Origin of the sequence: Tistlia sp. (genome assembly GCF_040905785.1) — a bacterium.
Taxonomy (GTDB): domain Bacteria; phylum Pseudomonadota; class Alphaproteobacteria; order Kiloniellales; family DSM-21159; genus Tistlia.
On the sequence record NZ_JBBDQW010000029.1, the window covers coordinates 1 to 12,557 of the forward strand.

9 protein-coding genes, 1 tRNA gene and 1 pseudogene are annotated in these 12,557 nt (G+C 72.5%); 5 read left to right on the forward strand and 6 right to left on the reverse strand.

The genetic code is table 11. The features are described 5' to 3' along the window. Positions 1-190 precede the first annotated feature (190 nt). From WD341_RS07090 to WD341_RS07115, 6 genes are all read right to left on the reverse strand, one after another. Complete coding sequence (locus WD341_RS07090; RefSeq protein ID WP_368424739.1) at positions 191-1,276, reverse strand: PA0069 family radical SAM protein; 1,086 nt, start codon at positions 1,274-1,276, stop codon at positions 191-193. Positions 1,277-1,340: 64 nt separating this feature from the next. Continuing rightward, positions 1,341-2,261 (reverse strand): DUF305 domain-containing protein, encoded by a 921-nt coding sequence (locus WD341_RS07095; RefSeq protein ID WP_368424740.1) that lies wholly within the window; start codon positions 2,259-2,261, stop codon positions 1,341-1,343. 214 nt (positions 2,262-2,475) lie between these two features. Continuing rightward, positions 2,476-4,044: a hypothetical protein gene (locus WD341_RS07100; protein WP_368424741.1), complete on the reverse strand. Its 1,569-nt coding sequence runs from the start codon at positions 4,042-4,044 to the stop codon at positions 2,476-2,478. Between the two features lie 81 nt (positions 4,045-4,125). Then, positions 4,126-4,671, reverse strand: a complete 546-nt coding sequence (moaB, locus tag WD341_RS07105; protein ID WP_368424742.1) for a molybdenum cofactor biosynthesis protein B — start codon at positions 4,669-4,671, stop codon at positions 4,126-4,128. Between the two features lie 50 nt (positions 4,672-4,721). Continuing rightward, positions 4,722-6,530, reverse strand: coding sequence for a lytic transglycosylase domain-containing protein (locus tag WD341_RS07110; RefSeq protein WP_368424743.1), 1,809 nt, complete (start codon positions 6,528-6,530; stop codon positions 4,722-4,724). A 150-nt stretch (positions 6,531-6,680) separates the two neighbouring features. Further along, positions 6,681-7,541, reverse strand: a complete 861-nt coding sequence (locus WD341_RS07115) for a uracil-DNA glycosylase (protein WP_368424744.1) — start codon at positions 7,539-7,541, stop codon at positions 6,681-6,683. Between the two features lie 197 nt (positions 7,542-7,738). Here WD341_RS07115 and WD341_RS07120 point away from each other — a divergent pair, with 197 nt between their 5' ends. The 5 genes and pseudogenes from WD341_RS07120 to WD341_RS07140 all read left to right on the forward strand — a co-directional run bounded on the left by WD341_RS07120 (position 7,739) and on the right by WD341_RS07140 (position 12,370). Continuing rightward, complete coding sequence (locus WD341_RS07120; RefSeq protein ID WP_368424745.1) at positions 7,739-9,391, forward strand: electron transfer flavoprotein-ubiquinone oxidoreductase; 1,653 nt, start codon at positions 7,739-7,741, stop codon at positions 9,389-9,391. A gap of 151 nt (positions 9,392-9,542) precedes the next feature. Beyond that, entirely contained in the window at positions 9,543-11,276 is a 1,734-nt protein-coding gene (locus WD341_RS07125; RefSeq protein WP_368424746.1) for a tetratricopeptide repeat protein, read from the forward strand. Between the two features lie 40 nt (positions 11,277-11,316). Beyond that, positions 11,317-12,189, forward strand: a complete 873-nt coding sequence (locus WD341_RS07130; protein WP_368424747.1) for a 4-(cytidine 5'-diphospho)-2-C-methyl-D-erythritol kinase — start codon at positions 11,317-11,319, stop codon at positions 12,187-12,189. Next, positions 12,176-12,274, forward strand: a pseudogene (locus WD341_RS07135) (IS5/IS1182 family transposase); the annotation flags it as partial. The gene WD341_RS07130 and the pseudogene WD341_RS07135, both read left to right, overlap by 14 nt. 22 nt (positions 12,275-12,296) lie before the next feature. Continuing rightward, a tRNA-Gln gene (locus tag WD341_RS07140) sits at positions 12,297-12,370 on the forward strand. The last annotated feature ends 187 nt before the right edge of the window (positions 12,371-12,557 follow it).

The following is a 12,557-nucleotide window of genomic DNA, read 5'->3' on the forward strand; positions in this document are numbered from 1 at the left end:
GACCACGAGGATGCTACCGCCTCGTCGCCAGCCCCATAGCTTCTGTCGAGGGGCGCACGGGCCCGGGCCGGAAGCGCCGCTCCTGGCACCGCCCCTCGCGTCCCTCGACTGCGCCCCTGCGGGCGCGCTCGGGATTAAGCGGGGTGGGTGCTGGCGGAAACAGCGAGACGCCGGGCAGGGAAGGGCGGCGCTACAGCAGGCTCATCTGCCGCGCGTCGCCGCCCGGGCGACGGAAACGGCTGGTGTCGAGGATCCAGCGCCGCTCGTCGAAGCCGAGGCGCCGCGCCGCCAGGCGGAAGCGGCGCGCCAGGGCCTCGGCGTGGGCGCCCTCGCCCCGCATGCGCTTGCCCCACGCGCTGTCGTAGAGGCGGCCGCCGCGGCTCTGGCGGATCAGCGAGAGCACCTTCGCCTTGCGCTCCGGGTAGTGCGCCTCCAGCCATTCCTCGAACAGCGGCGCGATCTCCAGGGGCAGGCGCACCATGATGTAGGAGGCGCTGGTTGCGCCGGCCTCGCGCGCCGCGGCCAGGATGCGCTCCAGCTCCATGTCGTTGATCGCCGGGATCAGCGGCGAGGCGAGCACGGCGACCGGCACGCCGGCGGCCGCCAGGCCGCGGATCGCCTCGAGCCGGCGCGACGGCGTCGCCGCGCGCGGCTCCAGGATGCGCGCCAGGTTGCGGTCCAGGGTCGTGACCGAGAGGCAGACCTTGGCCAGGCCGGCCTTGCCGAGCGGCCCGAGCAGGTCGAGGTCGCGCAGCACGCCGGCCGACTTGGTGACGATGGCGAAGGGGTGCTGCGCCTCGGCCAGCACCTCGATGATGCGCCGGGTGATCTTCAGCTCGCGCTCGGCCGGCTGATAGGGGTCCGTGACCGCGCCGATCGCCAGCGTCGTGGGCTCGTAGGAGCGCTTCGCGAGCTCCTGGCGCAGCAGCTCCGGCGCGTCGTGCTTGGCGAAGATCCGGGTCTCGAAGTCGAGCCCGGCGGACAGGCCAAGCCAGGCGTGGGTCGGGCGCGCGAAGCAGTAGATGCAGCCGTGCTCGCAGCCGCGGTAGGGGTTGATCGAGCGCTCGAAGGGCACGTCCGGCGAGTCGTTCTTCGCCAGGATCGTCCGGCTGCTGTCCGGCAGCACCTGGGTCTCGACCCGGCTCGCCGCGAGCAGCTCCTCCTCGGCGGTCCAGCCGTCGTCGACCGATTCGTGGCTCAACGGCTCGAAGCGCCCGGCCTGGTTGCTGACCGCGCCGCGGCCCTTGCGCACCCTGATCTGCGGCAGTTCGCTCATGGCGGCGAGGATAGTCGCACGTCAGGAACAAAACAAGAATATCCGGGAACAGGCCGGGCCGCCTTTACTGGCGCGCGGGCCTCATCGGCGGCTCGGCCAGGCAGTCGAGGTAGCCGCGGTAGCCGGCCTTCAGGCTGTCGCCGATCTCGAAGACCAGGCCGGCTTCCCGGCGCTCGGCACCCTCGATCTCCTCGGCAGGCTCCGTCGGGTCGGGGGTCGCGGTCGCCCGGATGGGACCTGCGCGCAGCAGGATCTCGCCGTCCCGCGCGCCATCCCCCGGCTCAAGCAGCACGAGATTCCCGTTGACCTTGACGACGCCGGACGCCGGCGTTCCGGCGCTCGCCATGCTCATCGCCAGCACCGGCCCGCCCGCCGCCGTGTAGCGGACCGCGCAGCGCGGTCCCGACCCGATCGCCTCCCGGATCTCCGATTCGTCCATCGTGGCGGGGTCGAGCGTCGCCACCTGTGCCCCGGCGATGGCTTCCTCGGCCGGCAGTATCCGCGCGACCTCGGGCGCGCGCACCGGCTGGACCTCGTCGTCGCGCACCTGGAGGTCGTTGACCAGGTACTTCATCTCCGCGATCTCGCGCTCCTGTGCCTCGATGATCTCGTCCGCGAGCTTGCGGACGCGCGGGTCGGTGATCCGCGCGCGCTCGCTCGTGAGGATCGCGATCGAATGGTGCGGGATCATCGCCTTCATGTAGTCGACGTCGTCTACCGTCGTCTGGCTGCGCACCAGCCAGAGCGCCAGGGCAAAGACGACAACGGAGCCGCCGAAGATGGCGAGGTTGAGGGCCCGCTTCCGGTACATGCCCAGCATGAAGCCGAGCATGACCACGGACATGGTCGCGCCCATGATCAGCGCCATCCAGGCCCGGGTCTGGCTCCAGAAGACGTGCTCCAGCGCGTAGGTGTTCAGGTACATCAGGCCGTACATGACCACCGTCGAGGTGCCGATCATCGCGGCAAAGCGCCAATAGGACATCTTCCCTCGCCATCCTTCCGTCAGTGCGTGTCGCCGTCCTCGGCCGCCCGGTTCGCGGGCGTCGTGCCCGGCCGCACCCTGACGAAGGCGGCGTACCGGACCCGATTCTCACTCGCCAAGGGTGCAGCGGCTGACTTTGCCAACTCCTGCCCCGGGTCGGGGTTCCAAAGAGGGTCGGCTTCCGGGGGCAGGTCGCCGGGCTCCGTCCGGAAAGCTAATCCACCTTGGCCAGCGGGTTGGCGTAGAGGAAGCCCCAGACGAAGTCGGTCTGGAGCGCCAGGACCGCGGGCGGCTGGCGGCTGGCCGTGAACCAGCCCTGCTCCGGCACGCCGTTGGCGCTCTGGCCGTAGCCGAGGATGCTGAGGTCGTTGGTGAAGACGCCGAGCACGTCCGGGACGCCCGCCGCGCCGACGTGGGCGCGCGCATGGCAGGTGATGCAGGAGGCGGTCTGCACGAAGCCGCCCTCGATCACCGAGTTGCCGTTCAGCGTGGGGCGGCCGGTGGCGTCGGTGAAGCCGGTCTGGGAGCCCTTGAGCCGGTAGCTGCGCCAGGCGCGGTCGGCGGGCTTCGGCATTGCCGGATCGCCGGACGCCTCGGTGGCGATGCCGAGGCCGGTGAAGGCGGCCTCCAGGCCTTCCGAGATCGTGCCGCCGGGGTAGCGCCGCCCGGTCAGGTAGACTTCTGAGTCGATCGGCAGCTCGTCCTGCGCCGTGTGAGGCCGGGTGAAGTTGGTGGCGGCGCCGGCCGGCAGCGCGTCGGGGGAGGCGAAGCCGTAGGAGTCGTTGCAGCCGAGCGTGTCGCAGCGGCCGGGATTGTCGACGTGCTCGAAGGTCGCCCAGAACCAGGCGGGCAGGTCCTTGGAAGAGACGTGCAGGGAGATCAGCCAGTAGTCGCCCGGCTCGAAGATCCGGGCGTTGTTGTCGACGACGCTCGATTCGATGCGCATGGCGACGAAGGGATGCTCCGGGTCCTCGACGACGCCCAGCGCCTCGGCCCGCTGGCGCAGGATCCAGTTGCTCTTGACCATCAGCGAGGCGATCGGGAAGTCGATGGCCGCGGGCCCGGCCGCGCCCTGCGGCCGACGGTAGGGTGCGTCGGCGAGCGCCGCATTGGCCGCCGCGAAGGCGCCGGCCAGGCCCTCTCGGTGGTAGTAGCCCTGCTCGAACAGGTAGTCGAACATCGCCTCGTTGCGGAACACCAGCTCGGCCATCGACTGGCGGATCTGCAGGCCGGGGTCGAGCCGGGCGAGGTCGCTCTCGGACAGCCGCGCCAGCTCGGCGTCGAAGTGGAGATCCTGCGCCTTCGACAGCGGCTGCGCGCGCGGCAGCGGCGGCTCGCGCCCGGCGTCCAGGTGCCGGCCCGGGAAATAGGGGCAGTGGCGCGCCGGGTTGCCGGCCTCGTCGTAGCCCGGGTTGTCCAGGCTGCCCGGCGTGCAGCAGTCGGGTCCGCTTGCGCCCTCTGGGCAGAGCGGCAGGGGCTCGAGCGGCCAGGCCTGGGGATCGGCCGGCCAGCGCCGCCAGAACTCCTGCCCGACCGCCTCCAGGAAGAGCTTCCAGGCCGTCATGTCCGGGCAGGTCATGGCCGGGTTGGTGATCGCCGGGTCGGCGACCAGGCGTCCCTGCTCGGCGCGCTGGGCGCAGGCCGGGTCGTCGCGCGGGTCGGCGAGGAAATAGAGGCCGTAGTCGACGGCCTGCGGCCCGGAACCGGCGGCCAGGGCCGCGGGAGCGCCGGCCGCCACCGCCAAGGCACCAAGCAGGAGTCCTGCGAACAGCGCTCTCACCATCCCCCGCTTCTCCCCCCGACCGCGCGCCGCAAGCTGCGGGGCGTTCCCGCAAGGCTTGCAGAAGCGGCGGGCGCCGGCAAGTCAGCCGGCGGCGACCAGGTGCTCCTTGAGGCGCGGCATCAGCTCGACGAGGTTGCAGGGCCGGTAGCGGCTGTCGAGCTGCCAGCGCAGGATGTCCTGCCAGCCGTCCTTGCAGGCGCCGGGCGAGCCCGGCAGCGCGAATAGGTAGGTGCCGCCGGCGACGCCGCCGAGCGCGCGCGACTGCATCGTCGAGGTGCCGATCTTCTGGAAGGACAGCCAACGGAACAGCTCGCCGAAGCCCTCGATGCGCTTCTCCAGGACCCCCTCGAAGGCCTCGGGCGTCACGTCCCGCCCGGTGAGGCCGGTGCCGCCGGTCGAGATCACGACGTCGATCGCCGGATCGGCGATGCAGTCCTTCAGGTAGGCCTGGATCGCCGGCACCTCGTCGCGCACGATCTGGCGCCGGACGACGCGGTGGCCGTCCTCGCCGATCATCTTCTCGAGGCTGTCGCCCGAGCGGTCGTCGGCGGCGCTGCGACTGTCGGAGACGGTCAGCAGGGCGATGTTGACCGGTAGGAAGGGCTTGCTTTCGTCGAGGCGCGACATGGCTTCTGCTCCGCGGGCGGGGAGCCGGAAGTCAAGCGCAGGGCGCCGGGCTAGTCCAGCGACTCGTAGCGCGGCCAATCGCCCTGGGCGAGCGCCTTCAGCGAGGGCGACGGCTGGCCGAGACGCTTGCGGTACATCCACAGGTTGGTCAGCACGCGCTCGATGAACAGCCGGGTCTCGCGACTCGGCAGCGCCTCGATGAACAGCAGCGGATCGTGGGCCGGGTAGCCGACCTTCTCGAGTCGCCGCTGCCACTTGCGCAGGTTGCCGGGGCCGCCGTTGTAGGCGGCGGCGAGCCGGAACAGGTCCTCCCCGGCCTCGGTGTCGGCCATCAGGCGCTGCACGTACCGCTGGGCCAGCTCCATGTTGAAGCCGGGGTTGAACAGCCGCGCCTCGGTGCCCTTCGGCAGCTCGCCCTGCTGGGCGACGTAGCGCGCGGTCGCCGGCATCAGTTGCATCAGGCCCATGGCGCCGTGGCCGCTGTGGGCGCGCGTGTCGAAGGCCGACTCCTGGCGCATCAGGGCGTAGAGCAGCGCCCGGTCGACGCGGAAGCCGCTCTCGGGCTCCCAGGGCGGCAGCGGGAACAGCATGGCGTCCGCGACCTCGGGACGGATCGCGAGGCCCGAGTCGTGGGTCAGGCGGTTGGCGAGTCGCAGCGTGAAGGCCGGCAGCTGCGCCCGCTCGGCCAGGATCAGGAGCGCCTCGGCGTGCTCCGGCTGGTCCCAGCCGCCGGCACGCATCAGCTCCTCCTGGGCCAGCTCGTTCCGGCCGACCTGGATCAGGGCGGCGGCGCGCGCCAGCCGCGGCTCCTTAAGCAGGTGGCCGTAGGCCTTGGCGTCGACCTGCGGCGGCGAGTCCTCCTCGGCCAGGCCGAGCGCCTGGCGCGCGAGCTGGCCGTAGAAGGTCCGACGCTCCTGCGCCGCGCGCACCAGCAGGATCGAGACCGTGCCCGGATTGCCGAGCCGCAGGTTCGCCCGCGCCGCCCAGTAGGCGCCCGCCGCGCGGTCCCAGCTGACCGCCCGGTCGGACTTGGCGACCGCCTCGAAGTGCTCGGCCGCCGCCTCCAGGTCGTCGAGCACCCAGGCGGCGAGGCCGGCCGTCCAGTGCGCCTCCGGCAGGTGCGCGCCCGAGCGCTTGGCGGCCCCGGCGGCGAGTCGGAAGGCCTGCTTGGCGCTGCCATGATGGAACCAGCCGCCGGCGACCTGGGCCAGGCCCTGGTCTATCTCCACGGGGTCGAACAGGCGGCGGACCTCGCCGCCGGCGAGCAGCCGCTCGGCGGCGCTCAGGCGGGTCTTCATGACGTCGCGGCGGATGCGCCGCTTGAGCTGCTCGACCAGCCGGCCCTGGCTGGCGCTGCGCTTCTTGTTGGAGTGGTAGAGGTAGACCGCCTCGCCGAGGCTGGCGAGGCGCGCCTTGCCGACCTTCTCGGGAGACCGCGGCGCGGTCGCGCCGGCCGGCTTGCGCTTCATCGCCAGGGCGTACATGCGGTCGGCGCCGGGATGGTCGGGATAGGTCGCCATCCAGCTCTTCAGCTCCCGGAACTCGGAGCGGTAGGCGGTCGGGTGCATGTAGCGCTGATAGAGCACGTGGCCCATGAGGCGCCGGTCGGTCAGGCGCCCGATCAGGCGGTCGGCCGAGGTCCAGTCACCGATCTTCTGGATGCGGAAGATTTCGCGGTAGAGCCTCTCGTCCTGGGCGGAGACGACGCGCGGCACGCCGCTGGGGCCGCTCGGCGCAAAGCGCGGAATGGCAGCGGTCTCGCGACCCTGGGCCTGCGCCGCGACGCCGTCAAAAAGCGGCAGCAGCCCGGCCAGCGCCGCGAAAGCCAGTGCGCAGGTCCCTCTGCGCAGCAGGCACAAGACTGTTCTCTCGGCCAGGATAGACACCGGGCCCCCTCATCTCTGTCCACTCATTCCCCGAAAAGATTTTAGATCGAAAGCGAGGCTTCGTCAGCTTTTTGGTAAGGATTTATGAAATCCCGTCGCGATTCAGACATTTATCCTGGCTTCTTAAGACGCCAAGGGATCGAAATCGCCGCGATTAACCATTTTGAAGGCAATTATGTCACGCCACGCCAGGCGCTTCTGGGCGGGCTGGCGCAGCAGGTAGGCCGGATGCAGGGTCGCCAGCGTCGGAATCGGCGCCGGCAGTCCCTCGTGGCGGTAGCCGAACCACTGGCCGCGGACCCGCGTGATGCCGCGCGGGTCGCCCAGCAGCGCCTTGGTCGAGACGCCGCCGAGCAGCAGGATGACGCGCGGCGCGACCAGCTCGATGTGGCGCTCGACGAAGGGCAGGCAGAGCTGCACCTCGGCCGGCTCCGGCGTTCGGTTGCCGGGGGGCCGCCAGAACAGCACGTTGGTGATGTAGGCCTGCCCGCGCTCGAAGCCGGCGTAGGCGAGCATCAGGTCGAGCAGGCGGCCGGCGGCGCCGACGAAGGGCTCGCCCTGGATGTCCTCGTCGCGCCCCGGCGCCTCGCCGATCAGCATCACCCGGCTCGCCGGATCGCCGCGATGGGTGACGGTCCGGCTCGCCGTCTTCTTCAGGCCGCAGCCCTCGAAGGCCTCGATGGCGCGGTAGAGCGACGGCAGGTCGGCCGCAGCGGCCGCCGCCGCGCGCGCCGCCGCCAGGGCCGAATCGAGCGACACCGGCGCCCGGCCGTCGGGCGTCCAGACCGCGGGCGCCGACGGTCGCTCCACGGCTCCCGGGCCCGCGGCCGCGGGAGGCGCGGCGGCGGGCGCCGGCGGCTCCGGGGCGGCGAGGTCCGGCAGGGCGAAGCGGTCGGGCGCGGACTTCTCGACGGCCTCGTCGGCGCCGGCCTCGACCAGCCAGCGCAGCGCCGCCTCCAGCTCCTCTCGCGTCGGTTCCGCCAACAAGCCCTGCTCCCGGTTCGGGCGGCGCTTCGGGCGGCCGCACCTATGCCATCTGGCCCCCGAAAGCGACTGCTTTTGCCCCCTCGAAGAGGCTTCACTATACCCTTACCTTGAAGCAGGGCCGACACAAGTGCGGTCGCGGGTCCACGGGCGGCGGACCGGTCCGGCACGACGGCGCGACGCCTGGGAGGGCGAGTATGGAACGCGAGTACATGGACTACGACGTCGTCATCGTCGGCGCCGGCCCGGCCGGCCTGTCGGCGGCGATCCGGCTGCGCCAGCTGGCCCAGGAGCAGGACCGCGAGATCACGGTCTGCGTCGTCGAGAAGGGCTCCGAGGTCGGCGCCCACATCCTCTCCGGCGCGGTGCTGGAGCCGCGCGCCCTCGACGAGCTGATCCCGGACTGGAAGGACAAGGGCGCGCCGCTCGACACGCCGGTCGGCAGCGAGCGCTTCCTGCTGCTGACCGAGAAGGGCTCGACCGAGGTGCCGCTGTGGCTGCTGCCGCCGCAGACCCACAACCAGGGCAACTACATCGTCTCGCTCGGCAACGTCTGCCGCTGGCTGGCCGAGCAGGCCGAGGCGCTGGGCGCCGAGATCTACCCCGGCTTCGCCGCCGCCGAGGTGCTCTACGACGAGTCCGGCGCCGTCGCCGGCGTGGCGACCGGCGACCTCGGCGTCGCCAGGGACGGCACCCACAAGGCGGCCTACGCGCCGGGCATGGAGCTGCGCGCCAAGTACACCTTCTTCGCCGAGGGCTGCCGCGGCTCCCTGACCAAGGGCCTGGAGCGCAAGTTCGACCTGCGCGAGGGCGCCGACCCCCAGACCTACGGCCTGGGCATCAAGGAGCTCTGGGAGCTCGACCCGGCCCAGCACCGCGAGGGCCTGGTGCTGCACACCGCCGGCTGGCCGATGGACGACAGGACCTGGGGCGGCTCCTTCGTCTATCACCTGGCCGGGAACCTCGCCTACGTCGGCTACGTCGTCGGCCTGGACTACGCCAATCCGCACCTCTCGCCCTTCGAGGAGTTCCAGCGCTTCAAGCAGCACCCGGCGATCCGGCCGATGCTGGAGGGCGGCAAGCGGGTCTCCTACGGCGCGCGCGCGCTCAACGAGGGCGGCTGGCAGTCGGTGCCGAAGCTGGCCTTCCCCGGCGGCTGCCTGATCGGCTGCAGCGCCGGCTTCCTGAACGTGCCGAAGATCAAGGGCAGCCACACCGCCATGAAGACCGGCATGCTGGCCGCCGAGGCGGCCTTCGCGGCGCTGGCCGGCGGCGACGCCGGCCACGGCACCCTCGCCGCCTATCCGGAAGCCTACGAGAAGTCCTGGGTCCACGAGGAGCTGCACCGGGCGCGCAACCTGCGTCCGGCGGCGGCGCGCTTCGGCATGCGCCTCGGCATGGCGATCGGCGGCTTCGACCTCAAGCTGCTCGGCGGCAAGGCGCCCTGGACCTTCCGGCACCGCCACGGCGACCACGAGACCCTGAAGCCGGCCGACAAGATGCCGAGGATCGACTACCCCAAGCCCGACGGCGTGGTCTCCTTCGACAAGCTGTCGAGCGTCTTCCTGTCGAACACCAACCACGAGGAGGACCAGCCGGTCCACCTGCGCCTCGAGGACCCCTCGATCCCGATCGAGTACAACCTGCCGACCTACGACGAGCCGGCGCAGCGCTACTGCCCGGCGGGCGTCTACGAGGTCCTGCGCGACGAGGCCGGCGGCAACCCGCGCTTCCAGATCAACGCCCAGAATTGCGTGCACTGCAAGACCTGCGACATCAAGGACCCGCGGCAGAACATCAATTGGACCGTGCCGGAAGGCGGCGGCGGCCCCAACTATCCGAACATGTAGGCGGGTTCGTCGGCCGGCGCACCTCCCCCGCCCCCCCCCCCCGCGAGGTGAGGCGGCCGGCGGGCCTCCGGCGTTGTTCCGGCCGGCCGCGCTTGACATGATCGCCCCTCGTCCGGCCGCGCCGGGCGACCCAACCACGGGAGCTCTTCAAGTGGCCGCACAGTCCTTACCGGTTCGCCGGGCCTTCCCGGTTCGCAGGGCCCTCCCGGTTCGCCGGGCCCTGGCGGCGCTCGGCGCCGCGGCCCTGGGCCTTGTCCTGCAGGCGGCGCCCCTGCGCGCCGACGACGACGCCTCGCCCTACGGCGACTTCCTCGCCGGCGTCGTCGCGGAGCAGCTGCGCGACAACGGCGCCGCCGCCGAGTTCTACCTGAGGAGCCTGCAGAGCGACGCCGGCAACGAGGCCCTGCTCGAGCGGGCCTTCCTGCTGCTCGCGGTCGAGGGCCGCTTCGCCGACGCCGAGCCGCTCGCCCGGCAGGTCGTCGCGCGGGCGCCGCAGCACCAGCTGGCGCAGCTCGTGCTGACCGCCGCCGCGCTCAGGCGCGGCGCCGTCGAGGAGGCGCGCAGCCAGCTCGAGGAGGTCGGCCAGCGCGGCCCGGCGCGCATCGCCGAGCCGCTGATGCGGGCCTGGCTGGCCGCCGAGGCCGGCGACGCCGCGGCGGTCGAGGCGGCGCTGGAGGGCCTGACCGGCCTCGAGCGGCTCGAGAGCCGGCTCGCCGTGCACCGCGGGCTGATCCACGAGAAGCTCGGCGACCAGGCAGCCGCCGAGGCCGCCATGACGGCGGCAGCCGAGGACACCTCGGTGACCTCCTTCTGGCTGCTGCGCCTGGTCAAGAACTACTACCTGCGCCACGGCGAGCGGGAGCGGGCCGAGGCGATCGCCGAGGGCTTCGCCGCCGAGAGCGACAGCGCCAGCCTGGTCGCGCTGATGCGCGAGGGGCTCGAGGCCGAGGCGCCGCCGGCGCCGCTGGTCGCGAGCACGACCCAGGGCATCGCCACCGTCCTGTTCGACCTGGCCCAGATCCTCAGCGGCGAGGAGTCAAGCGAGGGCCCACTGTTCTACGCCCATCTCGCACTCTGGCTGGAGCCCGGCCTCGACGAGGCGCGGGTGCTGGTCGGCGAGCTGCTGCAGCGCCAGGGCCGGCCCGACGGCGCCATCCTCGCCTACGAGCAGATCGCCGTGGCCAGCCCCTACCACTGGTCGGTCGGCCTGCGCATCGCCAGCGAGCTCGAGCACCTGGAGCGCGACGAGCCGGCGATCTCGCTGCTGGAGCGTCTCGCCGCCGACCGGCCGGAGCGCTTCGAGCCCTACTACGAGCTCGGCAACCTGCACCGGGCCGACCAGCGCTTCGAGGAGGCCGCGGCGGCCTACGAGAAGGCGGTCGAGCGCCTCGGCCCGGAGCGCACGCCCTGGACGCTTTTCTACTTCCGCGGCATCGCCTACGAGCGCACCGGCCAGTGGGACAAGGCCGAGGCCGACTTCCAGAGGGCGCTCGAGCTCGAGCCCGAGCAGCCCTACGTGCTGAACTACCTCGCCTACTCCTGGATCGAGCAGGATCTCAACCTGGAGGAGGCGCGCAAGATGCTGGAGCGCGCGGTCGCGGCCAAGCCGGACGACGGCTACATCGTCGATTCCCTGGGCTGGGTGCACTACCGGCTGCACGACTACGGCAAGGCGGTCGAGACCCTGGAGCAGGCGGTCGAGCTGAAGCCCCAGGACCCGGTGATCAACGACCACCTGGGCGACGCCTACTGGCGCACCGGCCGCAAGCGGGAGGCGCGGGTGCAGTGGCGCCGCGCGCTCAGCCTGGAGCCCGAGGCCGAGGAGATCCCGAAGATCGAGCTCAAGCTCGAAGAGGGGCTGCCGGCCGAGCCCCGCAACATCTGACGCCGGCCGTGAGCGGGTTGCGGCGCTTGGCGCCCTGCCGATGACGAGCGACGCCTACCCGGCGCCGGCCAAGGTCAACCTCTGGCTCGAGGTCGTCGGCCGGCGCGCCGACGGCTACCACCTGCTCGATTCCCTGGTCGTCTTCGCCGGCGTCGGCGACTGCCTGTGGGCCGAGCCGGCCGGCACCCTGAGCCTGGCGGTCCAGGGCCCCTTCGCCGAGGGCATCCCGGCCGACGGCGGCAACCTGGTGCTGCGCGCCGCGCACCTGCTGGCCGAGGCCGTGGGCCTGCCGGCGCGCGGGCGCCTGGTCCTCGACAAGCGCCTGCCGGTCGCCGCCGGCGTCGGCGGCGGCTCCGCCGACGCGGCCGCGGCGCTGCGCGCCCTCGCCGCGCTCTGGCGGCTGGAGGCCGGGGAGGAGCTGCTGCTCGGCCTGGGGGCGGCGCTCGGCGCCGACGTGCCGGTCTGCCTCTACGGCCGCCCGGCCCTGATGGGCGGCATCGGCGAGGTCCTGAGCCCGGCGCCGGCCCTGCCCGAGGCCTGGCTGGTGCTGGTCAATCCCGGCGTCGGGCTCTCGACCGCCGCCGTCTTCCAGGCGCGCACCGGCGCCTTCGCCCCGGCCGGCGCCCTCCCCGCGGCGGCGCCGCGCGACGCCGAGGCCCTGGCCGACCTGCTGGCCGGGCGGCGCAACGACCTGGAGGCGCCGGCGCGCCGGCTCTGCCCCGAGATCGACGCCGTGCTCGGCGCCCTGGCCGCGACCCCGGGCTGCCTGCTCGGGCGCATGAGCGGCAGCGGCGCGACCTGCTTCGGCCTCTACGCGACCGCCGCCGAGGCGCGCGAGGCCGCCGCCGCGATCGCCGCCGACCGGCCCGCCTGGTGGGCCGCCGCGGCGCCGATCCTGGGCACGGCGGAATAAGCGGCCGGCGCCGCCCGGTCGTCGGCGTGGCGCCCGCGCCGCCCCTGGCGGCCCTTGCCGGACGACCGGCCGGGGGCTAACGTCGCCGGCTTCCGGGCAGGCTCTGCTGGGGCGTAGCCAAGCGGTAAGGCATCGGGTTTTGGTCCCGTGATCCCAGGTTCGAATCCTGGCGCCCCAGCCACTCTTCGAGTGTCCGCCCCGGCACCCAGCCTCCCCTCGGCTTCACCGTGGCAAGCAGCCTCCGTCCTCCCGGGTTGGCGCAACATCCTTGGCTGCCGTTCTCCCGCAAATTCCTCTTTGCGGGATTAAATTCCATCTCACTTGACCGTCTCGCTCGCGCTGTGACAGCCTCGGGCCTTGCCGCTGTC

What these genes read in the sequence shown, in the direction of transcription:
- WD341_RS07090 (WP_368424739.1), bottom strand. Translation starts at nt 1,276, where the DNA reads ATGAGCGAACTGCCGCAGATCAGGGTGCGCAAGGGCCGCGGCGCGGTC.
- WD341_RS07130 (WP_368424747.1), top strand. Translation starts at nt 11,317, where the DNA reads ATGACGAGCGACGCCTACCCGGCGCCGGCCAAGGTCAACCTCTGGCTC.
- moaB (WP_368424742.1), bottom strand. Translation starts at nt 4,671, where the DNA reads ATGTCGCGCCTCGACGAAAGCAAGCCCTTCCTACCGGTCAACATCGCC.
- WD341_RS07100 (WP_368424741.1), bottom strand. Translation starts at nt 4,044, where the DNA reads ATGGTGAGAGCGCTGTTCGCAGGACTCCTGCTTGGTGCCTTGGCGGTG.
- WD341_RS07095 (WP_368424740.1), bottom strand. Translation starts at nt 2,261, where the DNA reads ATGTCCTATTGGCGCTTTGCCGCGATGATCGGCACCTCGACGGTGGTC.
- WD341_RS07120 (WP_368424745.1), top strand. Translation starts at nt 7,739, where the DNA reads ATGGAACGCGAGTACATGGACTACGACGTCGTCATCGTCGGCGCCGGC.